This window comes from Nocardia sp. NPDC004604, from assembly GCF_040609795.1.
Classification (GTDB): Bacteria; Actinomycetota; Actinomycetes; order Mycobacteriales; family Mycobacteriaceae; genus Nocardia.
The window spans coordinates 22,337-48,507 of sequence record NZ_JBEXLC010000065.1; the positions used below are offsets into that span (position 1 = coordinate 22,337).

General features: G+C 65.1%; 27 protein-coding genes, 1 tRNA gene and 4 pseudogenes. 16 read left to right on the plus strand and 16 right to left on the minus strand.

Annotated features, from left to right (window positions below):
- Window positions 1–208: 208 nt before the first annotated feature.
- Both sigK and ABZW16_RS23310 read left to right on the plus strand, forming a co-directional pair.
- The gene (sigK, locus tag ABZW16_RS23305) at window positions 209–868 is read left to right on the plus strand and encodes an ECF RNA polymerase sigma factor SigK (protein ID WP_354958073.1); all 660 of its coding nucleotides are present in this window, start codon (window positions 209–211) and stop codon (window positions 866–868) included.
- A complete protein-coding gene (locus ABZW16_RS23310) occupies window positions 868–1,590 on the plus strand; it encodes an anti-sigma factor (RefSeq protein WP_354958074.1) in 723 nt (240 codons plus the stop codon). The genes sigK and ABZW16_RS23310 overlap by 1 nt, the downstream gene beginning before the upstream one ends.
- Before the next feature lie 34 nt (window positions 1,591–1,624).
- Here the strand turns inward: ABZW16_RS23310 and ABZW16_RS23315 are convergent, their stop codons facing one another.
- Window positions 1,625–2,455 carry an NAD(P)H-binding protein gene (locus ABZW16_RS23315; RefSeq protein ID WP_354958075.1) on the minus strand — a complete coding sequence of 277 codons (831 nt, stop codon included), beginning with the start codon at window positions 2,453–2,455 and terminating at the stop codon, window positions 1,625–1,627.
- Window positions 2,456–2,536: 81 nt separating this feature from the next.
- Between ABZW16_RS23315 and ABZW16_RS23320 the strand changes: the two genes are divergently transcribed.
- From ABZW16_RS23320 to ABZW16_RS23330, 3 genes are all read left to right on the plus strand, one after another.
- Window positions 2,537–3,490 (plus strand): Lrp/AsnC family transcriptional regulator, encoded by a 954-nt coding sequence (locus tag ABZW16_RS23320; RefSeq protein ID WP_354958076.1) that lies wholly within the window; start codon window positions 2,537–2,539, stop codon window positions 3,488–3,490.
- A gap of 85 nt (window positions 3,491–3,575) precedes the next feature.
- Window positions 3,576–3,869, plus strand: a complete 294-nt coding sequence (locus tag ABZW16_RS23325) for a metalloregulator ArsR/SmtB family transcription factor (protein WP_354958077.1) — start codon at window positions 3,576–3,578, stop codon at window positions 3,867–3,869.
- Between the two features lie 21 nt (window positions 3,870–3,890).
- Window positions 3,891–4,898, plus strand: a complete 1,008-nt coding sequence (locus tag ABZW16_RS23330) for an LLM class flavin-dependent oxidoreductase (RefSeq protein ID WP_354958078.1) — start codon at window positions 3,891–3,893, stop codon at window positions 4,896–4,898.
- A gap of 7 nt (window positions 4,899–4,905) precedes the next feature.
- On the opposite strand, the gene ABZW16_RS23335 is transcribed toward ABZW16_RS23330, so the two are convergent.
- Window positions 4,906–5,403 (minus strand): hypothetical protein, encoded by a 498-nt coding sequence (locus ABZW16_RS23335; RefSeq protein ID WP_354958079.1) that lies wholly within the window; start codon window positions 5,401–5,403, stop codon window positions 4,906–4,908.
- A gap of 137 nt (window positions 5,404–5,540) precedes the next feature.
- Here ABZW16_RS23335 and ABZW16_RS23340 point away from each other — a divergent pair, with 137 nt between their 5' ends.
- From ABZW16_RS23340 to ABZW16_RS23365, 6 genes are all read left to right on the plus strand, one after another.
- A complete protein-coding gene (locus ABZW16_RS23340; RefSeq protein WP_354958081.1) occupies window positions 5,541–6,293 on the plus strand; it encodes an acyl-ACP thioesterase domain-containing protein in 753 nt (250 codons plus the stop codon).
- A 94-nt stretch (window positions 6,294–6,387) separates the two neighbouring features.
- Window positions 6,388–6,464: transfer RNA gene (locus tag ABZW16_RS23345), tRNA-Pro, on the plus strand.
- Between the two features lie 188 nt (window positions 6,465–6,652).
- A complete protein-coding gene (locus tag ABZW16_RS23350; protein ID WP_354958082.1) occupies window positions 6,653–6,820 on the plus strand; it encodes a hypothetical protein in 168 nt (55 codons plus the stop codon).
- Between the two features lie 328 nt (window positions 6,821–7,148).
- Window positions 7,149–7,559 carry a hypothetical protein gene (locus ABZW16_RS23355; protein WP_122192048.1) on the plus strand — a complete coding sequence of 137 codons (411 nt, stop codon included), beginning with the start codon at window positions 7,149–7,151 and terminating at the stop codon, window positions 7,557–7,559.
- 15 nt (window positions 7,560–7,574) lie between these two features.
- Window positions 7,575–7,943: a YciI family protein gene (locus ABZW16_RS23360; protein ID WP_354958083.1), complete on the plus strand. Its 369-nt coding sequence runs from the start codon at window positions 7,575–7,577 to the stop codon at window positions 7,941–7,943.
- Entirely contained in the window at window positions 7,940–9,133 is a 1,194-nt protein-coding gene (locus tag ABZW16_RS23365) for a DUF6596 domain-containing protein (protein WP_213555476.1), read from the plus strand. Before ABZW16_RS23360 ends, ABZW16_RS23365 begins: the two co-directional genes overlap by 4 nt.
- Window positions 9,134–9,251: 118 nt before the next feature.
- Here ABZW16_RS23365 and ABZW16_RS23370 read toward each other — a convergent pair whose 3' ends face one another.
- The 5 genes and pseudogenes from ABZW16_RS23370 to ABZW16_RS23390 form a co-directional block, all read right to left on the minus strand.
- Window positions 9,252–10,532, minus strand: coding sequence for an IS256 family transposase (locus ABZW16_RS23370; protein WP_354958084.1), 1,281 nt, complete (start codon window positions 10,530–10,532; stop codon window positions 9,252–9,254).
- Window positions 10,533–11,197: 665 nt separating this feature from the next.
- Window positions 11,198–11,557 carry a hypothetical protein gene (locus tag ABZW16_RS23375; protein ID WP_354958085.1) on the minus strand — a complete coding sequence of 120 codons (360 nt, stop codon included), beginning with the start codon at window positions 11,555–11,557 and terminating at the stop codon, window positions 11,198–11,200.
- A 253-nt stretch (window positions 11,558–11,810) separates the two neighbouring features.
- A pseudogene (locus tag ABZW16_RS23380) lies at window positions 11,811–12,011 on the minus strand (TerD family protein); the annotation flags it as partial.
- Between the two features lie 517 nt (window positions 12,012–12,528).
- Window positions 12,529–13,608, minus strand: coding sequence for a ParB/Srx family N-terminal domain-containing protein (locus ABZW16_RS23385; protein ID WP_354958086.1), 1,080 nt, complete (start codon window positions 13,606–13,608; stop codon window positions 12,529–12,531).
- 143 nt (window positions 13,609–13,751) lie between these two features.
- Window positions 13,752–14,000, minus strand: coding sequence for a universal stress protein (locus ABZW16_RS23390; RefSeq protein WP_354958087.1), 249 nt, complete (start codon window positions 13,998–14,000; stop codon window positions 13,752–13,754).
- Here ABZW16_RS23390 and ABZW16_RS23395 point away from each other — a divergent pair.
- The gene (locus ABZW16_RS23395) at window positions 13,939–14,136 is read left to right on the plus strand and encodes a histidine phosphatase family protein (RefSeq protein ID WP_354958088.1); all 198 of its coding nucleotides are present in this window, start codon (window positions 13,939–13,941) and stop codon (window positions 14,134–14,136) included. The genes ABZW16_RS23390 and ABZW16_RS23395 overlap by 62 nt on opposite strands.
- A complete protein-coding gene (locus ABZW16_RS23400) occupies window positions 14,123–14,332 on the plus strand; it encodes a histidine phosphatase family protein (protein WP_354958089.1) in 210 nt (69 codons plus the stop codon). Before ABZW16_RS23395 ends, ABZW16_RS23400 begins: the two co-directional genes overlap by 14 nt.
- On the opposite strand, the gene ABZW16_RS23405 is transcribed toward ABZW16_RS23400, so the two are convergent.
- Together ABZW16_RS23405 and ABZW16_RS23410 are read right to left on the minus strand one after the other, a co-directional pair.
- A complete protein-coding gene (locus ABZW16_RS23405) occupies window positions 14,329–15,030 on the minus strand; it encodes an alpha/beta hydrolase (protein ID WP_354958102.1) in 702 nt (233 codons plus the stop codon). The genes ABZW16_RS23400 and ABZW16_RS23405 overlap by 4 nt on opposite strands.
- A 50-nt stretch (window positions 15,031–15,080) precedes the next feature.
- Window positions 15,081–15,269 carry a hypothetical protein gene (locus ABZW16_RS23410; RefSeq protein WP_354958090.1) on the minus strand — a complete coding sequence of 63 codons (189 nt, stop codon included), beginning with the start codon at window positions 15,267–15,269 and terminating at the stop codon, window positions 15,081–15,083.
- A 189-nt stretch (window positions 15,270–15,458) separates the two neighbouring features.
- Between ABZW16_RS23410 and ABZW16_RS23415 the strand changes: the two genes are divergently transcribed.
- Entirely contained in the window at window positions 15,459–16,709 is a 1,251-nt protein-coding gene (locus ABZW16_RS23415) for a cytochrome P450 (RefSeq protein WP_354958091.1), read from the plus strand.
- A 13-nt stretch (window positions 16,710–16,722) separates the two neighbouring features.
- On the opposite strand, the gene ABZW16_RS23420 is transcribed toward ABZW16_RS23415, so the two are convergent.
- Window positions 16,723–17,835 (minus strand): styrene monooxygenase/indole monooxygenase family protein, encoded by a 1,113-nt coding sequence (locus ABZW16_RS23420; RefSeq protein WP_354958093.1) that lies wholly within the window; start codon window positions 17,833–17,835, stop codon window positions 16,723–16,725.
- 216 nt (window positions 17,836–18,051) lie between these two features.
- Here ABZW16_RS23420 and ABZW16_RS23425 point away from each other — a divergent pair, with 216 nt between their 5' ends.
- Window positions 18,052–20,652 carry an AAA family ATPase gene (locus tag ABZW16_RS23425; protein WP_354958094.1) on the plus strand — a complete coding sequence of 867 codons (2,601 nt, stop codon included), beginning with the start codon at window positions 18,052–18,054 and terminating at the stop codon, window positions 20,650–20,652.
- Between the two features lie 42 nt (window positions 20,653–20,694).
- Here the strand turns inward: ABZW16_RS23425 and ABZW16_RS23430 are convergent.
- From ABZW16_RS23430 to ABZW16_RS23440, 3 genes and pseudogenes are all read right to left on the minus strand, one after another.
- A pseudogene (locus ABZW16_RS23430) lies at window positions 20,695–20,883 on the minus strand (IS3 family transposase); the annotation flags it as partial.
- 671 nt (window positions 20,884–21,554) lie between these two features.
- On the minus strand, window positions 21,555–22,691 hold the full coding sequence (locus ABZW16_RS23435; RefSeq protein ID WP_354958103.1) for an IS701 family transposase: 1,137 nt from the start codon (window positions 22,689–22,691) through the stop codon (window positions 21,555–21,557).
- 117 nt (window positions 22,692–22,808) lie between these two features.
- A complete protein-coding gene (locus ABZW16_RS23440) occupies window positions 22,809–23,681 on the minus strand; it encodes an IS982 family transposase (RefSeq protein WP_354958095.1) in 873 nt (290 codons plus the stop codon).
- 939 nt (window positions 23,682–24,620) lie between these two features.
- Here ABZW16_RS23440 and ABZW16_RS23445 point away from each other — a divergent pair.
- Window positions 24,621–24,859, plus strand: a pseudogene (locus ABZW16_RS23445) (GntR family transcriptional regulator); the annotation flags it as partial.
- Window positions 24,860–24,922: 63 nt separating this feature from the next.
- Here the strand turns inward: ABZW16_RS23445 and ABZW16_RS23450 are convergent.
- The 3 genes and pseudogenes from ABZW16_RS23450 to ABZW16_RS23460 form a co-directional block, all read right to left on the minus strand.
- Entirely contained in the window at window positions 24,923–25,303 is a 381-nt protein-coding gene (locus tag ABZW16_RS23450; RefSeq protein WP_354958096.1) for a phage tail protein, read from the minus strand.
- A 253-nt stretch (window positions 25,304–25,556) separates the two neighbouring features.
- Window positions 25,557–26,084 carry a lipase family protein gene (locus ABZW16_RS23455; RefSeq protein WP_354958097.1) on the minus strand — a complete coding sequence of 176 codons (528 nt, stop codon included), beginning with the start codon at window positions 26,082–26,084 and terminating at the stop codon, window positions 25,557–25,559.
- A pseudogene (locus tag ABZW16_RS23460) lies at window positions 26,077–26,171 on the minus strand (hypothetical protein); the annotation flags it as partial. The pseudogene ABZW16_RS23460 and the gene ABZW16_RS23455, both read right to left, overlap by 8 nt.

Consider the following 26,171-nt stretch of genomic DNA (forward strand, 5'->3'; position numbering starts at 1 on the left):
CGGGTTTAGTTTGGTATTCGACCAATCTGCTTCGTGTAGCGACGCGAACTCCTTTGAGTTCGAATGCCGAGGCCTGCCCCGGACCGTTCGACCAGCAGGCCATCTCAAATACGGCCCCGACCTGGTCAGGAGTCGAGTTCAGAGTGTTGCCGCAGTCGATCCATCCGATGTCCATAGTGCCCCGCCAACTACCAGGTAGGAGGTGCCCATGACTCGTGATTCGGAGTTCATCGTCATCCCCCTGCGCACCGATGCCGCCGACGGAGATTCGCCCATCGGTTACTGTCCATTGCATCGGGGGGCCGAGCAGGCCGAGCACAATCGGAAATTGATCGATCTGCTCGGGGCGGTGGCGGCGGGGGATCGCGACGCCTTCACCGAGTTCTATCGCGAGACCAGTCACCGCGTTTTCGGTATGGCGGTGCGCGTCCTGCGCAGCCACGCCGAGGCCGAAGAGGTTGTGCAGGAGGTATATCTGCAGGTGTGGTCGCAGGCCGAACGGTACAACCACACCCTGTCCAGCCCGATGGGCTGGTTGATGACGTTGGCGCATCGGCGCGCGGTGGACCGCGTTCGCCGCGAGCGCGCCGCGTCGACCCGCGACATCGTCTACGGGCATACGCATTTGGGACGCGATCACGACGTCGTCGCCGAAGCGGTCGATCAGCATCTCGATGCGGAGGCCGTGCTCGGCTGTCTGCAGACCTTGACCGAGATGCAGCGGGAGGCGCTGGCGTTGGCGTACTACAGCGGACGAACCTATCCCGAGGTGGCCGAACAGCTGGCGGTCCCGCTGCCCACAATCAAGAGCCGGATCAGGGACGGGCTCAAACGTCTCGCACACTGTCTGTCCGGAGGTGACAATTGATGAGCGACCACGACCGACCGGCCGCGGACTTGCTCGACCTGGCTTACCCGTATGCACTGGATTCGCTGGACACGATCGAGCGCAGACGTATCGAACGCCGGTTGGAGGATGTGGACGAGGCCATCGCCGCCGAGTTCGCCACCACGGTGTACGACCTGCGGGAAGTGCTGGCTTCGCTCACCGTTGTCGACGCCATGGCGCCGCCGCCAGAGCTCGAGAATGCACTGCTGCGGGCGCTCGACCAATCTCTGGGTACCGATCACCACCCTGTCCGCCACCGCTGGCGCGGGCGGTTGGGCTGGGTGACGGCGGCCGCCGCGGTGATCATCACGCTCGGTGCGGGCGTCGCGATGGTGATGCTGCACACCACAGCTCCTGCGCGCGGCGTGAGCACGGAGTTGATGCTCGCGCAGCCCGATTTGCGGACGCGGTTGATCCCGGTGTCCTTCGGCGGCGCGCTCACGGTACGGACTTCCGCCGGGATCGCCACCGCGATGGTGAGTTTCGACGGTATTCCGGCACCACCGGATGGGCGCACCTATCAGGTCTGGCTGGTGTCCGCGGACGGGGTGCCGCATTCGGTCGCGGTGGTGGTGTCGGCCGCCGCTCCGTCGGTGCTCACCCGCTTCGATACCGTCGATACCCTGGCCATGACGGTCGAACCCGCAGGTGGTTCCGCCCGGCCGACCAGCACACCGATCGTGAGCCTCGGACTCGCCTGAGTTTCGCCGAGTGGGGTGTTGCGCCGCCGTGCGGTCAGCGGAAGTCGGCGCGGTGGTCGGATACCCATTCGGCCAGGGATCGCGCCGGGCGACCGGTGAGGTCGGCGACAGTAGCGGTGGTTCGTGGTCGTGGTGCGCTCATCATCTTGTCGTAGCCGTCGAGCAGGACCTCGACGAATGAGTCGGGAAAGGATTCGTCGGCGAGCAGCCGCTGCCGGGCCTGTTCACGGGTGAGTTCGGCCCAGCGCAACGGTCGCCCGAGTACTTCGCCGATGACCCGCACCTGCTCGACCCGGGTGAGCACTTCCGGTCCGGTCAGCGTGTAAGTGGTTCCGGCATGGCCGTTTTCGGTGAGCGCCCGGGCCGCTACGGCCGCCATATCGGCCTCGTGGATCAGGCTCATCGGCAACGCGCCATGGCTGCCGTGCACGATGTCGCCGGTGCGGATCTGATCGGCCCACCAGAGCGTGTTGACGGCGAAAGCGCTCGGCCGGATCACCACCGATTCGATGCCGCAGCCGTGCACCAGCCTTTCCTGGTCCTCGAAACTCAGGTCCGGGATGCCGCCGGTGCCGAGGAACACCACGCGATGGGCGTACTCGGCGATGATGTCGAGCGCTTTCGGTAGTTGTGCGCCGGTATGCAGCGGCCATAACAGGAAGACCGCGTCGATTTCGTCGAGGCAGCCGATCAGGGTTTCGGGTTGGGACAATTCGGCGCGTACTACCTGCACGTCGGCCGGGAATTCGACGGTCGCCGGGTTACGTGTACCTGCGCGCACGTGGTGACCGGCCGCGCAGAGTTGGGCGACGAGTTGCTTGCCGACATTTCCGCTGGCGGCGAGGACGAGGATGTTCTTGGCCATGCCACGATCGTGCGGACGGGGGAGTGGTATTCACCAGAGTTAGGGCTAATATCACTGGAAACCGTCAGAAATGGAGATCTGATGATGGATACCGTCGATCGCGGCATTGTCCACGCGCTGCAGATCGATGGCCGGTCGTCCTTTCGAACCATTGCCGAAGTTCTCGACATCTCCGAGAACACCGTCGCCCGTCGCTATCGTCAGCTCCGCAATACCCATGCGCTCAGGGTGATCGGACTGGTCGACGGCCGTCGTCTCGGCTACGTCCAATGGACGATCCGATTGCGCTGCACTCCGGACGCCGCCGGATCGGTCGCAAAAGCCCTTGCGGCCCGTGACGATACGTCGTTTGTCTATCTGCTCTCTGCCGGGACCGAGGTGTCCTGCACGGTGCAGACCCGCAGTACCGAAGAGCAGGAAACCCTACTGCTGCAAAAACTTCCACGCACCAGTCGAATCGTTGGCATGTCCGCCCACCTGCTGTTGCGCGGGTTCATGCTGCCCGACCGCTGGCAAGGCCTCGCCGCATTGACCTCCGATCAGGTCGACCACCTGCGCCCCGCTCCGGCCGACCCTGAAGACGGCCCCCTGCACCTCGGCGAAGGCGATAGAACCCTCCTGCGCGCCCTCAACCACGACGGCCGCACCCCCTACTCCGACCTGGCCACCGCCACCCAATGGTCCGAAACCAAGGTTCGCCGCCGCATGGACACCATGCGCCGCAATGGAATCCTGCGCTACCAACTCGATATCCCTTCCGTCGCACTCGATTTCGGCACCGAAGCCCGTCTCTGGATCGCCACCCGACCGGCCGCCGCCGTCACCGTCGGACAAGCCATGGCCTGCCACCCCGAAGTTTCCTTCGCCGCGCTCACCACCGGCGCCACCAACCTGGTGGCGGCCGTCAACTGCCGCGACCCGCACGATCTCGGCCGCTACCTCACCGAACGCATCGCCGAGCTACCCGGAATCGCCACTGTCGAATCGGCTCCGGTCATTCGGACCGTCAAACGCGCGGGATCCCTGGTTCTCTGACACCCGGCGTGGTCTGTGTCACGGTGCTGAGCCGTCGTCGGCGGCGTAAGTTCGTTAATTAGCGAAATACCGAAGGGAGGTGGATGTGCTCGACGCGTGCAAGGCGCTGGCGAACGAGACTCGGCTGAACATCTTGACGTGGCTCAAGGATCCCGATGCGAACTTCCCGGAACGCGGGCCGGATACGGCCGAGCTCGGCGTGTGCGTCGGCCTCATCCAGCAGAAGGCGGGGACCTCGGCGTCGACCATCTCGGCGCATCTGGCGATCCTGCAGCGCGCCGGATTCCTCAGCGCCACCCGGCGCGGCCAGTGGACGTACTACCGCCGCGACGATGCCCGTATCCGGGCCTTCACCGAAGAACTCCACCGCGTTCTCTGACTTTTCGAAAGGCAGCGTCTTATGCCCACCGCACTGTCGATCCTCGACTTGGCGTCGATCGCACCCGGCCGGACCGCGCGCGACAGCTTCGATAACAGCGTCGCGCTGGCCCGGGTCGCCGAGCGCAGCGGTTACCGACGCGTCTGGTACGCCGAACACCACAACATGCGCTCGATCGCATCCAGCGCCACCAGTGTTCTCATCGGTCACGTCGCGGCGCACACCGACACCATTCGGCTCGGGGCGGGCGGCATCATGCTGCCCAACCATTCGCCACTGGTGATCGCGGAGCAGTTCGGCACCTTGGAGACGCTGTATCCCGGACGGATCGACCTCGGACTCGGCCGCGCACCGGGCAGCGACCAGAAGACCATGTTCGCGCTGCGCCGGGACCCGGCATCGGCGGACTCCTTCCCCAAGGACGTACTGGAGCTGCAGGGCTACCTGACGGGGAACTCGCGAGTGCCGGGAGTGCAGGCCGTGCCGCGGGCGGAAGGCGTTGTGCCGCTTTACATTCTGGGTTCGTCACTGTTCGGCGCGCAGCTCGCCGCGCAGCTCGGCCTGCCGTACGCCTTCGCATCGCATTTCGCGCCCGACGCGCTGCACCAGGCGGTGGCCGTCTACCGCGACAATTTTCGGTCGTCGGAGCAACTGGCCGAGCCGTATGTGATGGCCGGAGTCAATGTGTTCGCCGCCGAGGACCACGACGCGGCGGCGGAGCAGAAGGCGGTCGCCTACCGTGCGCGCGCACGGGCCATGATCAGGCGAGGTGCGGCGGGCGCCGAATTCAGCGACGAGGAGATCGACGCATTCCTCGCCTCGCCCAACGGCAGCCAGCTCAGCGCGATGACCCGGTACACCGCGGTCGGCACACCCGCTGAAGTTCGGGACTACCTGGCGGATTTTGCGGGATCCATCGCCGCAGACGAACTCATCGTCGCCCACCACGCGACCGAAATCGACGATCGACTCCGGTCCGTCGAACTCACCGGTGCGGCCATGGCCGCGGACGAGCCGGTCGTTCGCTAACCGCTGTTCACAGCTCGGCGCCGACGATCAAATTCGCGGTGATGGAGCCGTCGGCCTCCTTGTTGCCGTGGATGACGACCGCGGCGCCGACCTTCACAGCCGACACGCTGGTGGCGCTCAGGACCAGTACCTGGGTATCGGCGTTGATGTGTACTTTGGTTTTCGCCCCGAGTAGCCCGGCCACGGTCACCGTCTTGCCGTCGTTGGCCGTGACCTCGCCGACGGTCAGCCCGCGGTTGGCCTGGATCGCGCTCGCTGGCATGGCGGTGCTGGTGGCTGTTGTCGAATCTCCTGATCGGCCCGTCAGCAGGAAGCCGACCAGCAACACCAGCGCGACCGCGAGGGTGGTTCCGGTGAGCATGCCGATATCGGGTCGGCGCCGCTGATCAGACGGGATCGCGATGGCGGCGAGTACTACTCGGTCGACTGCCAGCTCGTTGCCGCTGGACTCCTTGGCAGGCAGGCCCTTGGGCTGGTTCGACCACGGGTTGGCCGGTGGACTCATACCTTCAACGTTAGGTAACCGAGTGCGACCGGCTATCACCACTGACGGGAGCATCTCGACACGGTGATCGCGACGCGGGCGCTCGCGACGGCGGGTCGGCGCGGACTTGGACGACCAGTACCTGGCATTATCCGTTCATGGTCATTCCCAGTGTGTTGCCGGAACGCCCTGGCACCGGAACCCCGTTCGAAACAGGCTGGCCGGTCCGCCTCGCCGACACCGACCGCGACCAACGCCTGCGCCTCGACGCCATTGCCCGCTACCTCCAGGACATCGGTTTCGAACACCTCGGCGCCGTCGAGGACGGTGACAGCCACCGCGGTTGGGTGGTCCGTCGCACCGTCATCGATGTTCTCGAGCCCGTCGAATTCGGCGAACACGTCACCCTGCGCCGCTGGTGCTCGGCCCTGTCCAACCGCTGGTGCAATATGCGCGTCCAAATCTGCGGTAGCAAGGGCGGATTGGTCGAAACCGAGGGATTTCTCATCCATTTCGGCACCGAATCCGGTGTCCCCGCCCGCATGAGCGACCGCTTCATGGCACCCATGCTCGCAGGCACCACCGAACACCGCCTGCGCTGGAAAGCGGCCCTCACCGACTCGCTACCCACCGGCCCCGGAACCCAGGAGCTACCCTTCCCGCTCCGCATCGCCGATATCGACTGGTTCGACCATGTCAACAACGCTGTCTATCTCAGCGCACTGGAAGAAATGCTGGCCGCCCACACCGACCTCAAATCCGGCCCGCACCGCACCGTCGTCGAATACACCAAACCATTGCAAGCGGGTGAGCAGGTCCGCGTCATCGGCCGCCGCGACGACACCGCCCTCGACGTCTGGTTCGCCGTCGGTGACGAGTCCCGAGCCGCCGCCCGCGTCACCCCGCGCTGACCCACCTACCCCACCCGCCACACCGATAACCAGGCGATTCGGCGTCTCGCCCACCCCTGAGGTAATCTTTTCGAGCGCCCACAACCGGGCGCAACGGGATGTGGCGCAGCTTGGTAGCGCACCTGACTGGGGGTCAGGTGGTCGCAGGTTCAAATCCTGTCATCCCGACCAGGTCAGAGGCGGTTTTTCCGCCTCTGCTCGGCGTTTTTCAACCCCCCAGCTTGCCTAGAGGTGGGCGCATTCGTGCCGCCTGCGCCGGGATTGCCGAATCGTTACCCGCCGCCACCTGTGGTGTGGAATTTTGTCGTTGGTCGCGTGATTTCCGGTTACGGCAGGTGTGCTCGGTGACCATGTAGCGCATGGATTCGAGGAACGCCGCTGCGCGGTTGCCCGCAGAGATCCTTGCCGCCGGGGTCACCGTGGATGGGTTCATCCGCTTCCTGCGGGTCGACCCGACCGCTGACACCGCGGTGCTACCGCCATCATCTGGTCAGTGGCGGATACCTCCGCCGGGGCACAGCTACTGACCCCGTACGCACTGGGCGAACCTTTTGCCGTGCGTCGATCGTGCGGCGTCTGGTGGTGACCATCTTGGGGTGCATCGTCGACGTGTCGAGCGGTCGATTCTCACCGGCATAGGTGCGCGCAGTTGCTGCTGGAGCAATTGTCAAGACCTGTGGATCAAGATCACCTTTTGGGCGTTTCCTCGGTTGTCTGGTCGGGGCGTTCGAGCTTGCTGTTGTCGAAGCTGTGTGCGCGGCGCCGCCGCGCACGGTTCGACGACCGAATGTCGAAGACCGTCCGCTGGCTCCGTGGTACCGGCGAAGGAACCATCAACCGAAAGGAACTCTCGTCATGAGTACCTCGATCTCCGACCTCGACTGTCTCGTCGGCACCTGGCGGGTGTCCGGCGGCGCCGACGGCACCACGACCTACGCGTGGCTCGACGGCCGCGCCTTCTTGTCCCAGCGCGTGGACATGGACCACGATGGGCACCACGTCTCCGGACTCGAAGTCATCGGCCACGAACGGCCGTTCGGCGGTGAGGCGAGTGAGGCGGTCACGTCACGCTTCTACTCGAGCGACGGCGAAACGCTCGACTACGAGTACGAACTCGACGGCGACGTGCTGACGATCTGGGGTGGCCGTAAGGGCTCGCCGGCGTACTGCCGGACCACGTTCAGCGCCGACGGCAACATGCTGTCCGGCGCGTGGGTGTGGCCCGGTGGCGGTTACGAGGCGACGATGACGCGCGTCGGTGGATAGCGGGAGGATGGAGCCGTGAAGTACATCCTGCTGGCCTACACCAACACGGCGGACTGGGCGTCGGTCGACTACTCGAGTCCCGAGTTCGCCGCGATGTGCAAGTTCTACGAGGAGCTCGGTGCCGAGCTGACCGAGTCCGGCGAGTTGGTCACGACGATGGGGCTCGCCGATCCGTCGTTGACCTGGACCGTGCGGAAGTCGGCTTCGGGTCCGGTCGCCAGCGACGGGCCGTACGCCGAGGTGAAGGAGGTTCTTGCGAGCTTCTCGGTCGTCGACGTCGACTCCCACGACCGCGCGATGGCAATCGCCGCACGTGTCGCCGACAACACCGGCGACACGGTCGAGGTCCGGCCGCTACCCGACGGACCGCCGGCCGATCTGTGATCGCTCGCGAGATCGAGGACCTGCTGCGCGACCTGGCGCCGCAGGTCCTCGGTGCGCTCGTCCGGCGGTACGGGCACTTCGACCTTGCCGAGGACGCGGTACAGGAGGCATTGCTTGCGGCGACGACACAGTGGCCCCCGTTGCCGGACGAACCACGCACCTGGCTGATCCGGGTGGCCTCGCGGAAATTGATCGACCTGCTGCGCAGCGAGCAGGCCCGCCGTGAGCGGGAGGAAGTGCCGGTTGCACCGTCCGGACCCGTTTCGGCACAGGATGATTCGTTGATACTGCTGTTCATGTGCTGCCATCCCGCGTTGCCGCGCACCGGTCAGATCGCGCTCACCCTGCGCGCGGTCGGCGGCCTCACGACGGGAGAGATCGCCCGCGCGCTGTTCGCGCCCGAAGCGACGATGGGGCAGCGGATCAGCCGCGCCAAGAAGACGATCAAGCAGTCCGGCGTGTCGTTCGCGATGCCGGCCGAGCACGCCGAACGCCTCGACGCCGTGCTGCAGGTGCTGTACCTGATCTTCAACGAGGGCTACACGAGCACCTCGGGGCCGGTGCTTGCGCGGGTCGAATTGTCGACCGAGGCCGTCAGACTCGCCCGGATGCTGCACCGCAGCCTGCCCGGCGACGGCGAAGTTGCCGGCCTGCTCGCGCTGATGCTGCTGACCGACGCCCGCCGTGCCGCGCGGACCGGGCCAGGTGACATGCTGATTCCGATGGCCGAGCAGGACCGGACGTTGTGGGACCGCGCGCAGATCGCCGAAGGAGCTGCGCTGGTAACTGCCGCGATGTCACGAAACAAGCCCGGTCCCTACCAGATTCAGGCAGCGATCGCGGCAGTCCACGACGAGGCGCCGACACCGGACGCGACCGACTGGGAGCAGATTCTCGCGCTCTACACCTTGCTCGACCAGATGTCGGACAATCCGATGGTGACGCTGAATCGTGTTGTCGCCCTGGCGATGGCACGTGGCGTGCCCACCGGGCTCACGTTGCTCGAGCAACTGCGGACCGACCGGATCCTTGCCGAGCATCATCGTTTCGCCGCAGTCGAAGCGCATCTCGCGGAACTCGCAGGCGATCTGGAACTGGCCGCCGAGCAATACCGTTCGGCAGCACACAGGACACTTAGCGAACCCGAGCGGCGCTATCTCGTCACGAAGGCAGCGCGGCTCGAATCATGACCGAATGGATCTGTACCTCGACCCGAGCAGTTCTCAGCCGCGGTCGAGAAAGCGGCGCAGACACGAATTGCGTGACATGCCTGCTGGAGACTTGTCAAATCCTGTGAATGGGTGAGTTTCAGGCGGCCTCCTGCTCGGACGAGTCGGCCGGTCGTTCTTTGAGTTTGCCTCTCTCGAAGGTGGCTCCGGCGCGGACAAGGGCGACCAGGTGTGGGGCGTTGACTGCGCGCCAGCGGGCCTGAGCGGACTCGATCAGCTTGAACACCATCGCGATGCCGGCGGCGCGCGAGCCCGGCCCCTTGGTGACCTTGCTCCTCAATCGCACTGTCGCGAACGTGGATTCGATCGGATTCGTCGTGCGCAGGTGTACCCAATGGTCGGCCGGGTAGTTGTAGAACTCCAGCAGCACATCGGCGTCGTCGACGACCTTCGCCACGGCTTTGGGGAACTTCGCGCCGTAGTCCCGCTCGAACGCCTTGATCGCCGTGCGGGCCATGTCGGCGTCCTCGGCGTTGTAGATCTCCTTCATCGCCGCGAGCGCGCCCGGATGCGCCGACTTCGGCAGCGCCGCAAGAACATTGCCCTGTTTGTGCCACCAGCAACGCTGCTCCTTCGTGGCGGGGAACACCTCGCGCAGCGCCTTCCAGAACCCCAGCGCGCCGTCGCCGACGGCCAGGACCGGGGCACGCATGCCACGGCGGCGGGCATCGCGCAGCAGATCCGCCCACGACTCACTCGACTCTCGGAACCCGTCGGTCAACGCGACGAGCTCCTTGCGGCCGTCGGCGCGCACCCCGATCATCACCAGTAGGCAGAGTTTCTCCTGCTCCAGGCGTATCTTCAGGTGGATGCCGTCGACCCACAGGTACACGTAGTCCACACTCGACAGATCCCGCTGCCCGAAAGCGCGGGCCTCGTCCTGCCACTGCGCGGTCAACCGGGTGATCGAGGAGGCCGACAGGCCCGCGCCGGTGCCCAGGAACTGCTCGAGCGCGGGCGCGAAGTCACCCGAGGACAATCCGTGCAGGTACAGCAGCGGCAACACCTCGCTCATCTGCGGCGACTTCCGTGCCCACGCCGGCAGGATCGCCGAGGAGAACCGCTTGCGCTCACCGGTTTCGATGTCCGTCCGCTTGTCGTTCACCCGCGGCGCCCTCACCTCGACCGCGCCCGCCCTGGTCACCACGGTCCGCGGCTCGTGGTAACCGTTACGCACCACCAACCGGTGGCCGTTCTCGTCGACCTGGCCGGCGAACTGCTCGACATACGCCGCAACCTCGGCCTGCAACGCCGCCGCCAGCATCTGCCGCGCACCATCACGCACGATCTCATCGAGCAGCGACCGAAACCCGGCCGCACCGCCGTTGGGCTCCTCGCCACCTTGGACTACCTTGAGCATCGGGACGTACCTTCCCACCCGGCGTTGGCGCGCCAGGCTGATCAAAACCGTTGATTTCTAGATCATCCGGGAAGGTACTCCCTCCCCGGTCATCCACAGGTTTTGATCATGGCTCTTGCTGCTGCCTGTAGCCGTTCCAGGGGATAGCCGGGCTTCGGGGAATCGCGCCTGTTTCCATGGCCCATTCGGATCGGTGTTCATCACTGCTTCACGCGGTAACCGGTCCGGTGCTGACTACGGCATCCCACCACAGATGGCTGCGAGCCAGTCTCCGTGAGATTTCCGAACGGCGCTGACAACTGGAGCGATACGCCGTCGGGAGCGGATCCCGAAAACTTTTGGGGCAGAGCCCTGAACGCCTGGGCGCGACGCTCAGATTCGGGAGCGACTCCCGGAAGCTAATGCTATAGCGCACTATGCCCGAAACGGGCACCCAGCCTTACGCAGGGCATCCCCGCCCGCAACGGGCAAATGGGTGAAGGGCGTGCGCAGAGCGGACACCCTCACCGCATTCAAGGGCCGAAACACCTACTGCGAGCCCCCTGCTCTATCGGGGTGAAGACGACCGGGCCGCATGGAATCGGTCGCCGGACTGCCGAGGGCAACGTGATAGCTGGCCGAAACCCGTATACCCGGTCGGCGGGATCTCCGTGCCGCCGATGCGGTTACATTCCCGAGCTGGGGTAGGCCGAGTCGAAGCCGTCGGCCTGCCCGCTGTCGGTGACCGGAATGGCCCAGCCACGGGTCGGGTCGAAGCGCCGCAGCCGAGTGGTAGTGAACAGCCGTTGGGCAAGGGCGCTCTTCCAGCCGTGATACTTGTAGGCGAAGATCCAATGCCCGATCAGCCACAGGAGCAGCCCGATCGCGGCCATGACGGCCCCGCGCACGAGGCCGCCGATCATGTAGCCGACCCCGGCGACGGCGAGCAGCATCCCTGACCATCGGGCGATGATGTCGCCGAGTAGCCAGATCCCGGTCACGACCGCGATCGCGATGCCTGCGGTGCTGAGAATGGTGGTCACCATGGTCCCCCTTGGAACGGCTGTCCTGTCACGGCGGTGGTTACTCCGGAGGCCTCCCCGGGGCAGCCGCAACCGGATCGCCCCAGAGCCTATCTTGCTGAGAGTCGTTGTCGGCAAGCATTGTTGGCGTCCGCCGGGCGGGTTGCCGAGCTGGTGCCGATATCGTCTGGCCACCTCCGGGGGCGGCGGCCAGCTCGCGCGCGTAGGCGCGGGTCGCGGCGGCGAGGTGGCGGCGCTCGCGGATCGGGCGCGGGGTGATCGTCGGTGGGGTCGCGGTGAGGTCGACGTTGATCACCTCGTCGTCGCCTTCGCCTTCACCGGTGAGGTTGTCGCCGGTGTGTTCGATCGTGCCTTCGGGGGAGCGCAGGTTGTTGTAGAACACGAAATGCCGATCCGAGAGCACCTTCTGGGTCGGGCCGGTCTCCAGTGCGCTGGCGTCCAGATCGAAATCACCGCCCGGATTTCTGCGATATGGTATTTCGGTTCTTCGGACCTTGGACGTTCGCAGCTGCGGCTGTGAACGCCGCCGTCTGTAATTCGAAGGTGAGGGCAGTGACAACGACGGTGTCACCTCTGCGGGCGGACGCCTCCTGAACCCACCGCGGCGGAGGTCCACCGACGGCAGGACCAAAATATTTGCAGTGCAGCAGTAACGGGCCACGGCTCAGCCGACAAGGTCGATCCAAGGAGATTGACCGTCCCGGGTCAGCGTGTCCGCGTGGTCCTGGTCACAGGTGCGCCTATCGACAGCGCACTCTCCCCGGTACGTGCGTCGGTTCGCAGTTGGGGTGTACGGTGCCGAAAACTCGAGGGCCGGCGGCATCCGACAGCGGTGCTGCGGGAATGCTGAGAACGGCAATCCGTCCGTAGCGCACCGTGGTTGCCGGGTGGGCGCACTTGCTTCGGTGCGCCCACCCGGGGAGATGGATAGCGAATACGATTCGGCGGTCGCCGAGCCCGCGCCGTGCGGTTGACTACTTTCCGTGAATGGCTTTGTATTCCAGGGAATAGGCGATCTTGCCAGGCTTGGGGTCGGAGTAGGGCTTGGAGATGTTGGCGAATTCGCCTTTGTCGGTGGACTTTCCGTCATTCCACTGTGCCAGGGCCCCGAGTTGGGCGGCGGTCAGACCACTATCGACCACCGCGTCGCCCGGTAATGCGCTCTGGGCCATGGTCGCTCGCGCCAGGGTGTCGAGATAGCTGGTCAAGTCGTTGGCGTTCCAGGCGCTAAGGTCGGCGGCACCGGTGTCGCGCAGCCAGGAGCCCCAATAGAATTCCTGGAACGGTGTGCGGTTTTCGGTGTAGCCGATATCGCGCGCGAAGTACATCAGGCTGCGGTATTTGTCGTCGGCATAGTTCGACAGTCCCACGCTGGCGGGCAGTTGCTCGTAGGGCACGACATTGCCGTCGACATCGCGGTTCCACACCCACCCGTTGCGCGCCATTTCGGCCCAGAAGGCGTTGCCGGAGTACTGGCTGAGGTTACCGAGCACGTTCAGGCGCAGGTGCAGGTTCGGGCCGCCATCGGGCAGTTCGTAGAACGAAGTCAACGTGTGATGGCCGTCGGCCAAATACAGGGTCCCGCCCGGCCCGATCACGACGGTCTTCATCGGGGCGATACTCGCCGCGGTCTCCTGCCCAATCGGCAGATCACAGGTGAACGAACCCCGGTCTGCCAGAGTTGCATTCGCAGCAACAGTCGCGGCTTTGACCTGACCGTTGGCTTCGCACCAGTCGTCGAACTTCTTGTTGATCGCGTCCTTGCCGAGGGTGTAGCGGCCGAGCTTGTAAAACACCTCGTCGCGCCCGAGAGAGGGTTGAGTGCCATGCACGTCACCGATACGGACATCGATGAGATCACCGGCTTGGGCACACAGATACGCGGAGACCGCCGACCCCGACGGTAGCAGGCCGGCGAGCGCGCCGCCGGCTTGGGCGCACGCCGAATTCGGTTGAGCGGAAGCGGGGTTGGAGGTGGTCAGAGCGCTGACGCTGGCGCCGAGGACAGCGACAACGGCCAGCGTCGTGAACGCGGCGCGTGCAGTGTGGAGCATGAAGGGACCGGCCTCTTGGTCGAAAACTGTTGGAGCAGAGCGCGGTCACTGTCCTAGCCGCAGGTGGCCACCCGGTGACCGAGAGGGATACGGACACCGACGGTGTGGACAACGACCAGCACGCGAATCCGACGTCCCTGGTTTCACGTCGCGATGAGGACCGAGCATTCGACGTGGCGAGCGACTTGTTCTGCGGTGGTGCCGATGAATCGGCCCCAGATCGCGGCGTGTCCGCTGCGTCCGAGGACGAGTAGGTCGGCGTCCTGGTCGTGGGTGACTCGCAGGAGTTCTTGTGCGGGGTGTCCAGCGCGGATTTCGGTGTGCAGTGCGATGCCGCGTTCGTCGGCGCTGGCGGTGGCGGTGACCGCGGCGCTGCTGGACGAGGTCGGCATCGCTGAAGCGCAGCGATTGGCGAACGTGCTCGCTGCTGCGCATCCAGTTGCGGTCCTGTCGAGTCTGCTGCGGCGTGCGGTGTCGACCGCACAGGACGATCGCGACCGCGCTGGGGTTGACGGTGACCGTCGATGAGCGGCTCAACGACCGTGACTACGGTCCGTGGACCGGTCATCCTCGCGCGGAGGTGCTGCAACGTTTCCGCAGCATCGATGCCGCACCTGGCGTCGAAACCAGTGCGGAGGCGCGGTTTCGGGCTCGCACCGCATTCCTCGACATCGTCGCCGAATACTGCCTGGTCCTGCTCGGAGCGATCTACCGCTTCCGTTAGGGGCAGGTGGCGGTCAGCGGTGTGCCGCGTAAGGCGGCGTCGACCAGTTGCTGAAGTACGGCATCGACGGGCTCGTTGCCGTGGGAGACCTCGCGGCTGGGGCAGAACGACTGGATGCTGGCGTTGATTGCGCCGGTTAACGGAAGTTTCTCTGCGCCTGCGTTTTCGGAGAAGAGATGGTAGGCGGGCAGGCCCGGCGGTACTGCTGGGTCGGCGTTGAGTGCGGTCAGGAAGGGTGAGCCCGGCGACATATCGCGGCATCCTGGATAGGTGGAGCACAGTGCTCCGAGGAGTTCGCCCTGCTCGGGCGTGCCGAAATCTACGTAGGTGCCGACCAGATCGCGCCCGTTGAGGAACTTCACGAAGTGACGCTGAGCGAGTCCGCCCATGGAATGACCTACGAGGTCGACCCGGGCGGATCCGGTCGTGCGCCGGATCTCCGCGACCTTGTCGGCCACTGCCCGGGCTGATTCCGGAATGGGCGCGGTTGCCGTGGGGTCGCCGGGCAGCACCATCGAATAGGCGGTGTAGCCGCGGGAATCCAGCCACGCTCGCATGGTGTCGAGTTTCGTGACATCGGCATCGAATCCGCCGATCACCAGCACCGGATTCGGTCCGCCCAGGGGACCGGGTTCGGCGGTGACGGGACATGCCGTCCATCCGGCCCCTAGGCAGAGCGTGAGGACTGCCAACAACATACGCACGCTCACCATCCTGCCTGATCCAGTTGGCTCTCAGGCGGTTCCCGTCATGGCTGATCCGGTGATATACCCAACGCCAGCATTTCCTTCGTGATCGCATCGGCCGCGAAATTCATTCCTGTGGAACGCAATTCGTCGATACGTCGATGCAGTGCGCGGATGCCGTCCGACTGGGCCGCGATATCGGCGACACTGATCGGTCTCGTGCCGGAGGCCCTTGTCGACGGAGACGTCATGTCATCTCACCTTCCCCGGATATGTCGGTCTCCTTCTGAGACGCCCCAGCCTGAGGATGCCGCTATAGGTAGGCGCCGGGCATCGGTAGTTGCCCGGCGCTACCGATGCCCGGCACCTACCTATTGCGTGACCCTTACGGCGACCCGCCTCGTGCTTATGCGACACAGCCAGCGTTTGGAGTTCCGCAGTTGACCACGCCGCAGTCCTCATCACAACACGCGAAATGTCCGGTTCCACATCACTCCTCGCCCGTCGACATCGACGAAGCCGCAGTGCCGATGTACTCGCCGGAATTCGCGGCCGATCCGCACCGGGCCTATCAGGAGATGCGCCGCCGTTACGGCTCGATGGCACCGGTCGAACTCGCGCCCGGAGTGCCCGCGACCCTGGTGCTCGATTACCGCAGCGCGGTGCGAATCCTCAACGACCCCGAGCATTTTCCCGCCGACCCGCGCACCTGGCAGCAGACCGTTCCCGTGGATTGTCCGGTGTTGCCGATACTCGAGTGGCGTCCGAACGCGCTGCGCAGCGCCGGTGCGGAACATGCGCGCTATCGGCAGGTCATCGCCGACAGCATCGGCGCCGTCGATCTGCATGCCCTGCACACCACCGTGGAGGAGATCGCGGTTCCGCTGATCGATGGTTTCCGTGCGTCCGGTGCGGCCGACCTGGTCCGCCAATACGCGTTTCCGCTCGCATTCGACGCGGTCAACGCGATGCTCGGCTGTCCGCCGGAGATCGGCCGACAGGTGGCCACCGCCACCGCGGCGGTATTCGAGGGCAGTGACGCGGAGGAGGGCAATCGGTTGCTGTCGGCGGCGCTGGGGGAGTTGGTGGCGCTCAAACGAGCCGAACCCGGTGACGACATCACCACGCGACTGCTGGCGCATCCGACCCGACTCGACGAGTCGGAATTGATCCATCAGCTGGTCATCCTGTACGGCGCGGGGATCGAACCGCAGCAGAATCTGATCGTCAACACCCTGCTGCTGATGCTTGCCGATGCCCGGTTCGCGGGCAACGTCCTCGGTGGGAGTCTGTCTACTCGCGATGCCCTCGACGAGGTCTTGTTCACCGATCCGCCCATGGCGAACTTCTGCGTCACCTATCCCCGCCAGCCGATTCTGCTCGACGAGATCTGGCTGCCCGCAAACGAACCGGTCGTGATCAGCATGGCCGCCTGCAATAACGACCCCGCAGTCAGCGCCGGTGACCTCACCGGCAACCGTTCACATCTGGCGTGGAGTGCAGGACCGCACACTTGCCCCGCCAAATCCGCGGCCTACCTGATCGCCCAGGACGCCATCGACCAACTCCTCGACGTACTGCCCGATGTAGAGCTGGCCGTGCCGGTCGAGGAACTGGTGTGGCGTCCCGGTCCATTCCATCGGGCGCTCACCGCGCTGCCTGTCGTCTTTCCTCCGCTGCCTACCGCATGACGCAGTCCCCAGGTCAGTGCGCAGCGGCGGCGAAACGGGACATATTCGCTGGTCGGGCGAAGGTGTCGGCCAAGGCGTCGGCGAGCGCCGGGTCCTGCTGTGCGGCTTGCATCAGTGCCTGCATCTCGGGTGGCGGCGCGAGCATCGCCATCGTCCAGCGCGCCGCGGGGTGGGCGATATCGGTCAGCCAGGGCTGTGCTGTCGAATTCATCCAGGCGCGGTCGTAGGGGCCGTCGGGATTGCCGAGAATCGCTGCGCTGTAGTGGAATGCGCAGTGGACGGCATTGTTGGCGCCCTGCGCGCCGCCGGGGTCCATCCGGCATACGACATCGCCGCCGCCGAGCACGGGTGCGCCGGATGGCAGGGTGCCGACCGGCTGCCGCATGGTCGGCGTCACGGCACCGACCAAAGTGGCTCCGCTATCGGTCAGTTCGGCATAACGGTACCGATCGGCCAGTGCTGGGGGCAGATAGCGATTCAGCAGCAGTTTGGCCTGCCGCAACCGTTCGCCAGCGTTGTCGAGCGGGCCGAACATATCCAGTCCACCCTGCGGCAGTGCCTCGAAAAGCAATATCTCGCAGGGCTTTTCCTGTCCCGACGGGCCGGTGAGTCCCGGATAGGAGATCACCTCACCGTATCCGGGCAGCGATACATAGGTCCCCAAGCCGTCCGGGTCGGTCGGCACCCCGTCGAGATACAGCACCGCCAGGCTGCGCAGCGGACCGGGTGTCGGCGGCCACGTCGGGTCGGCCGGGAAGCATGCGGCGAGTTCCCGTGATGCTCGGGTGACGATCGTCAGGTCGAAGTCGTCGGCGCGCCGATCGATTTCCGGCAGCGACAGGTCGGTGATCTCCAGATCGCCACCCGCGGCAACGTAGTCGGTGAGCAGCCGAGCGAGTACCGTCCGCTGGTCGACGCTGCGGGCGGGGCGACTGAAGTGTCCGGCCCAGCCCGCCACCGGATTGCAGTCGATGGCCATGGTGAATCGGATGCCCTGGATCCGCGGCGCCGTCGCGTCCCAGAACCCGAGACCGGCTTGCGATTCGAGATCCAAGGTCGCGGGGAACTTCACTTGCGTGCTCGTCACGGAGCCGGACAGGACGGCTTCGGCGCTGCGATCGGTCACCAGGGTGACCGATGTGTTGCTTCGTCTGAGTTGGTGAGCCAGGGGCAGGCCGCACTCGCCCGCTCCGAGTATCTGTACTCGTCGCACCTTGGATCCTTCCGGGTCGTGTATTCGCCTATGACGCTGGGGAAATCGTCTGCGGATAGGTAGGGCCCACACATCGGTAGCCACGGTGCCCGCGCGCTCACGGTCGATCGGCGACTAAGCTGCATTGCTGTGTCTAGGCGGCGGTCCTCGAATACTGGCGCTCTGCCAGCGGCTACCAGTGATTTCGTCGGTCGAGAACGCGAGCTGGAAAAGATCGCTACGCTGCTGCTGGATTCGGCGCGCCTGATCACCCTGATCGGTGCGGGTGGTATCGGCAAGACTCGCCTGGCCGCCGAGGCAGTCCACCGATACCAGAAGGCCCGGCGGGTCCCGGTGTATTGGGTCCGGCTGGCCCGGCTGTCGAAGGGCTCCGACGCGACGGCAATCGAGGACGAGGTCGCGCAGGCGATCGTCGATGCCGACTTCTCCGGCCGATCGGCGTGGGCCGCGTTGGTCGACACGCTCACCCGCTCCGATGCGGTCGGCCGCATGTTGCAGACAGTGCTGGTGATGGACAACTGCGAGCATGTGCTGGACGGGACCGGCCGACTGATCGACGAACTACTCGACGAAGTGCCGGGCCTGACCGTGCTGGCGACGAGTCGCGAGGCGATCGGATGGGTCGACGAACAATTGCTGCCCGTCGGGTCGCTGCCCCAGGAACAGGCCCTGACACTGTTCCGCAAACGAGCCGAGCTGACCGGGCACGCCGTCGCGGAAGACCAACTCACGCTGGCGGATTCGATCTGCCGCCATCTGCACAACCACCCGCTGTACATCCGGCTGGCGGCGGCCCGGCTGCCGCGCCAGCCGCTGCCGATGATCCTGCGCGATCTCAACGGTGGAGTGACCGATCGGCGGCTGGGGTGGTCGCACGGTCCGCGCGTCGGCGCCGATGAACGGCATCAAGGCATTCGCGATGTCATCGCTTGGTCGTTCGATCTGTGCCGGGCTAAGGAACGGCTGCTCTTCGAGCGGATGTCGGTGTTCGCCGCGGGCTACGACGCCGATCCGGACGATGCGCGCGCACCCGCGGGCGACGTGGGAGCTGAGTTGGCGGCGATCGAGGGGGTGTGCGCCGACCTCGACGCGGTCGCGGGCGACGCCGAAGTGTGCATCGCCAGAGCGGAAGTCGAGGCTTTACTCGAGCGCCTGGTGGATCAATCGCTCGTTTCGCTCCACCTGAGCGCGACCTCGGTGCGCTATTCGCTGCTCGAGAGCTTCCAGGTGTTCGCGCAGCAGCGACTGCGCGAGCGCTCGGGCGGCGCGGAATGGATGCGGCTGACCCGCGCGCATCGTCGCTACTACCGAGACAAGGTCGCGCGAGCGCGCAGTGAGTGGTTCGGGTCCTCGGAACAGGATCTGCTGAGCTGGGCGCGTGCGGAATGGAACAACCTGCTCTGCGCGATCGACGGAAGTCTCGAGACATCCGGGGAAGCGGCGATCGGTATGGAGATCGCGATCGGTCTGATCGCGCTGCGTGTTCCGTTCTTCAAGGGCTCGTTGCGTGAATCCCGGCGCTGGGCCGAGCAGACATTGGCGGCCACTCGTGAGCTCGAATCACCGCCGGTCGAGCTCCAGATATCGGCGATGGCATTGATCGGCTGGATCAGCATGTGCCAGGGCGTGCCGAAGGATGCCGAGCGGATGCTCGACGAATGTGTCGCGGCCTGTGTCGTCGACCCGGAAGTACGGGCGAACTGGCGTGCGGATCCCGAGACCGATCTCGGTCTGCCCGCACCAGTGGAATACACCCGAGGTTGTGAGCTGCTGCTGGTGCAGTGTGACGCGCGCGCGATCGCGGTGCTGGGCAACGCGCGCGAGAAGTTCACCGCCCATGGTGATCTCGGTGCAGCGGCCATGAGCGAGTTGTTCGAAGCGCTGGCCGCCGGGTTTGTCGGCACCGCGGCGCAGGCGCTGGACATCGCGCGGCGACATCTCGACAATGTCACCGTCGCGGGCGCGGGGTGGGCAAAGTCGTGGGCCGAATTGGCTTGGGCGATAGCGCTCACCAAACATGGTGATCCGAACGGGGCGCTCGCCGTGGGACGTACGGCCCTGGCCGATCAACTCGCGATGCATGACCAGTGGGGTGTCATCTGGGCGGTGCATATTCGGGCGTGGACGTTGGCGCGAATGGTCGACGATGCGCGGGCGGCGAAGAGCGCCCCGGCGGATCGGGTGCGGGCATGGGCCGTGGAGATTGCGCAGCTCAGCGGTGGCGCATCGACGATGCGACAGCGGTTGGGGGTGGATATCGCGAATTTGGGGCCCTTCGGTATCGAAACCTCCGAGGCCATCGAATCGGCACGAGATGTGCTCGGGCACAAGGACTTCGTCGCAGCCGAGCGCGAGGGCGCGATGCTGCGGCCCGAATACGACGAGGTCGCTCGGCTGGCACTGGGCACCTTATCCCTGGACCGGCTGGCCGCGGATCATCCGGTCCGGCAGAACCGTCCGTCGCGGTGGTACGAGCTGACGAACGCCGAGCAAGAGGTGGCTACGCTGGCCGCGGCCGGCTGGACCAACACCGCGATCGCCGCCCGCCGCGGCAGCTCGTTCAAAACCGTTGACGCACAGATGGTCACGATCTTCCAGAAGCTGATGATCACCACCCGAGCTGATCTCACCCCGCTCGTTCCGGCGGACCGGCGCGACGAGGTGGCACGGGCAGCCGCGGCCCGGCCGCGGAGTCCAGAGCAACACAACCCTCGGCCGCGGAGATCCTGAGCGAGTCAGCTGCCTGCATGCCTTCCTGCCGGGCATGTGCGCGGCTACCCCGAACCCGAGCCCGATGCTCGGCAATGAACGCGCAGATCGCTTCTGTCGCGGGCCGCTTGCTCGCGCGAAGAAACTCGTTGCCGCCGAAAGAATTTCGACCGCTTGCTCGAGTTCGACGATCTTGCGCTTCTGCTCCCGGATGATCCGGGCCGTCTCGATCGAGACACCGTCGGCCTCACCGATGCCGAACGCAGCGTGGCAGACTTTCGAACGATTTTCATCCGATGTCCCATCGGGTTCGTGAGAGACTTGCACTGCCCATCGTGGCCGGGTAATCGAGAGACCTAGTGGGCTGACACCCAGGGCAAATGTGGTCGGAAATCCACTGATCGGCTATGAGCGCGCTTTGCAGCCCAACACGTGCGTCAATCAGCAAGATGCGTTGGCGTGCAAACGATAAGCGGTATGCGCGGATGTTCCAGCCCACCCATGCAGCACGAACGGCAATCTTTCGTGTTGGTTAAGGATTCGGCAAATCGCGGTCGGCGTTGCGCTGGCAGCGCGGCGGCGGATGGTCAGGTCTCTGGAGGATTCCTGGGTCTGATGGCTTACCCTGCGCCGAAAGGTTAAGGGGGACAAGAGCATGCCATGTGAAACCAGCGGCGGGGTCCAGGAGTCAGGGACGGTGCGCTGGGAGACCCGCGCGACATGGTGAAGGGCTGGATTGCTTGAATCCCAATCTCCAGCGATGGAACTGACTTCGAAGACGACGTCTAGCTAGCACGACAGTTGTATTTCGTTGTTTCATAATCGGTTTCGTTGATGTCGCAGCTGCCGCGCGTGTGCTTGGTGTCGGCGTCGCCAGTTGCAGGCGGCGAGTGCGTGGGTGAGGGTGCGGGCGGGGCGCAGGATTATCGCCAGGAGACGGCGGACGTCGGCGACTGTGATTCGGCCCAGCCCGCGTGGGCTTTTGGGTCGGTGGCGGCGGTGACGGCGAGGAAGGCGTGGGCGAGCATGGCGAGGGTGATGTGGCGGTACCAGGGTTCCCATTTACGGACCTGGTAGTGGTCCAGGCCGCATTGGTCCTTGGCGGCTTGGAAACATTCCTCGACCGCCCATCTGGCTCCGGCCACGGCGACGACCTGCTCGCGGGTGATGGTGGCGGGGTGAAAGCACAGGTAGTAGGCGATATCGTCGGGGTCGTCGAGGCTGCGGCGAGCCAGCAGGGTTCGCACGAACCCGGCCGGGAGGTCACCGAAGGATGGCAGCGTGGCCCAGGCCCAGTCGTATTCGCGTTCGCCGCGCTCGCCGAGCCCGGCAGAGGCTAGGTGCCAGGCGTCTTCGGGCGCGCGACTGACGAGGGTGTCCACGCGGCGACGGCCGTCCAGATCGGGCACCATCTGCCGCACTGGCACCTCGAGGACATAGGACAGCCGACGGGTCTCACAAAAGGCTCGGAAGCGCCCATCGCGCCCGTAGGCGGCATCCGCGGCGATCCATCCGGCGGCTACTCCCGCGTCCAGGGCGCGGGCGATCATCGTCTCCGCCAACCGTGGCTTCGTCAAAACTCCTTGGCTGCAACGGTTCTCGGGTATTCCCGCTTCGATGCAACGATTTCGGTCGCCGATCCAAGCCTCGGGTAGGTAGAGCTCGCGGTCGATCAGCGCCCGCCCGACCTTTCCCGCATATGCCAGAAACACCCCGAGCTGACAATTCTCCACACGCCCCGCCGTGCCGGAATACTGCCGCTGCACGCCGGCCGACTTCACCCCCTTCTTGAGAAATCCCGTCTCGTCCACGACCAGAACACCATCCGGGCAGGCCAATGCCCCTACCACATACGCGCGCAGCCGATCCCGCAGCTCGTCGGCATCCCACCGCGACCGGTTCAGGAAATGCTGCAACCCGTCCGGCTCCACCACACCCGCAGCATCGGCCAGCTGCCAGGAGTTCTTGCGCTCCACCGGCGCCAGCAACCCCGTCAGATACGACCGGGCCCACCCACGCGACTCGGCCCGATAGAACATCCCCGCGATCCGCGCGAACATATCATCGAACGCCGCACGCCAGGCCGAAACATCCTCGGCCACAACATCATCCAGCACAGCCGAACAAGCTACCGCAGGATCAACCATCCTGCAGCACAACGAAATACAACTGTCGTGCTAGGCAATCGGTGACCGGGTGACCGGGGCTGCGGTCAGGTTGTTGTGCCAGATGGCGGTGGCCATCGCGAGGATGCGCTGGGCGACACGGATGGCAACGCCTGCGTAGCTGCGTCCGCCGTGATCTTCCAGATCGAGTTGGCCTTTGAGGGTGTCGTTGACCGACTCGATCAGCTGCTGGACCTTCTTTAGCATGGGTTCGCCGTAGCGTTGCTTCTCCCGCTTGAAAGAGGGCCGAAGCAGCGTGATCCCGTAGTTGGCCAACCGTTTTTCGAAGTCCTTGCTGGCAAAGCCCTTGTCGGAGATCAGCAGTATGGCTTCATGCTCTGCTGCGACACCGGCCTCGACCTCCAGGATCGCGGCCAGCACTTCGCGCTCGCCGAGCTTGGGGTCGGCCAGCGCCCACAGGATCGGCATCCCCGCCGGGGTGCACACCAGATACAGACGTAGCCCCCAAAAGAACCGGGAGTGGCTGGCGCAGTATCCATACCCGGCCCATCCGGCCAGGTCGGAACGCTTGACCGTGGGCCGCGACATCCCGCACGGCACCGGGGTGGAGTCCACGATCCAGCAGTCGTCGAGCCAGAAGTCGCTCGATTTGACCAGCATCCGGATGACCCGCTTGACCAGACCAAGTGCCGCGCGCAGCCGCTTGTTGTAGCCGGACTGCTGCGGCAGATAGGGGAACATCCCGGTCAGGTGCTTGCGGGCATAGCGCAGCCAGTGGGCCCCGAGCAGCGACTGGGCGACCGCGACGCACACCAGCTCGGAATCGGTCAGCACAGGTGGCCTGCCCGTCCATTGTGGTCCTCCCAACTCGTCGTCGATCTTCACATACAGTGTGGTGAGAAGGGTCTCGATGTCGTTCGTCACACAACGGCCAACGAGGCCCTTCGCCTTTTCGTTTGCGCGCCAAGGACTTCGGACCTACTACGTTTAGTAGCGATCGGCACGAATAGTGCGGTCAGGAGGGCGTCCAGATCGTCTGCCACACAGTGGTTTTGAGTTCGATGACATGCCCAGGGAGATCAGGCTGGATCTCCTTAGTGGTATTCCGCAGATTGCCAACCACTCTCGTGGGCTCGGGCGTATCGTCTTTTCATGGGATTGTTCGACCGCCTGCTAGGCCGGGAACTGACCGATTCTGAGCGCGGCACGGTCACTCGTTGGGCTCCAAAGCTAGGGTTCTCCGCCAGCGAGTTCGAGGCTCATGCTAAGACTGCCAAACGACATGGAATTTCTCTTGAGCAGCTCATTCCTCAACTTCGGGCCTTCCAGCTAGAAGGCCAGGACCCTCGCGAAGTTGTCAAGATGCTGACAAATCCCGCAGTCGCCAATAATCTCTTTCGAGATCTACCGCCCGGTCCGCGAAGTTCGTAGCGGTCACATGCGCGGCAGGGTGGTACAAGGTGTCTGACGCCGGCCGTCCATCCCGGCAGCACTAGGACTTCGGACTTACTCGTCTAGACCGGGGATGGACGGTTCTGTCGGGCCGTAGCATCGTCTGCTGCGATGTGGGGGTTTGTCTGGTGACGGTTCGGGGGCGGTCGTGTTGTGCGCGCTGGAGCGGCACAACGAGTGTCCCGGATCAGTTCGGCCACGCCGGTGGATGCTCATCACCAAGGCGACACAATATGCATGTGAGTGCGGATGCCGAGAACGATCACGGCGGCGCAGCGCCGGTGATCGCGCCGATCAGCTTGCCGGTGAACTCGATGGCCTGAAGCCAGATGACAAGGCCGGGACCATAACTCACGATGCACCTCTGGACACGCAGCAATAAGGGCGGGAGAACCCCCGACGATAGCGAGGGCGGAAAGCCCACGCCTCGTCCGCGCCGCCCGCACCCTGCTCATCGAGACCCGAATGTGCCTGGGCGCCTTGCAGACACATATCCAGTCCTGCGCGAGCAAGCCCAAGAGCACGTCGAGTTGCGCGACGCGATCGGATCCGGACCCGCACGCCGCGCCCGCTCACTGCTGGTTGAGCATATGGACGACGCGGTACAGCGGTTGCGCCGTCAATACTCCGGCGGTGCGCCCACTACGTAGCCAGCTGGCGAGGGTGGTGCGTCATTGCACACCTCGACCCCCGTCAGCTGCTCGCGAAGAAATTCAGGCGTTCTCGACCTCGACGCCCTCGTAGGTGATCGTCACCGCTTCGGTCGCCAACTCGTCCGCTCCGCCCTGCCGCGACTGTCCATGCCAATCCGACGCCCATGCGCGCGATAAGCGAATCCGCTTGACCGGATTCTTGTTCAGGTCCATCACCGTCACCGTGATGTCCTGGCGAGCGTCATCCGCGGCACCCTTGGTAAAGGTTGTGTGGATCCAGTCGGTGAACACCCTGCTCCGGTCCAACCCGCGAATGATCGTGATCTCACCACCGCGTACGGGCGCCGACTGCAGCTCGCTGATCTGCTGAACCGTTTCCACCGGGAACATTCCCAGATCGATAACGAAGGTGGATCCACTCATGGTGTCGCCGATAGCCATGGAAACTCCTTGCCTGTCGGGGCGCTACGCAGACCTCGCCACGAGACCCGCGCGTACTGTCGCGCCATCGTCTACGTCATGGAGAACACAACGAACTCGGCCGGGACCGCGGATGCGATACCGATGCCACATATCATCTGGCTATGACCGGCGGCTCCGCAGCCAAACGGACAGATCCTCGCCACCAATAGCCTCCTCGGCTGCCTGCCGAATCAGCGGGGGTGGCACCCTGGCGCTCCCGCATGACCCATCGTCATGCGGTTTCGAAGCCCGTAATCGGGGGCGTCCCTGTGTCGTTCGCGCGATGGTCGGCTATGTGCGCGCTGAGCCACGGCAGCGCGGTGCGGATGTGCGCGACCGCGGCGGTGAGGTGTTCGAGTCCGCGATAGCCGCGGAAGGTCACATCGACGCCGAGGCGCGACCAGTCGTCGTGCAACTGAATTGCCTGCGCGTAGCCGACCGCCTGGTCGGCGCTGCCGTGGGTGAGCAGCACCGACGCGGCCGGGGCCAGTGCACCGAGCCGGTTCTCGCGCATCCGGGCCAGCCAGCCAGGGTCGGTGAGCGGATCGGTGACGACATAGCGCGTCCGGTCGAATCTGTATGGCATGCGGGCGATTATCTGGCCGACGATGTGGGTGTCGATCAGCTTCGGGTACATGCGATGGCCGTGATCGTTGAGATAGTGCGCCAGCCTCAGCTCGGGATAGGCGATATCGAGACCGGCCGCCGCATACGCCTGCAACCAGGCGAAGCGGCCGCCGGTCAGGAAGTCGTAAAGCAATCTTTCCTTCGGGAATCACTACAATTGCTTTTAAACCTGCACGTGCAGCATAAGCTGCTGCTGAGGCAGAAGTGTTTCCTGTTGAAG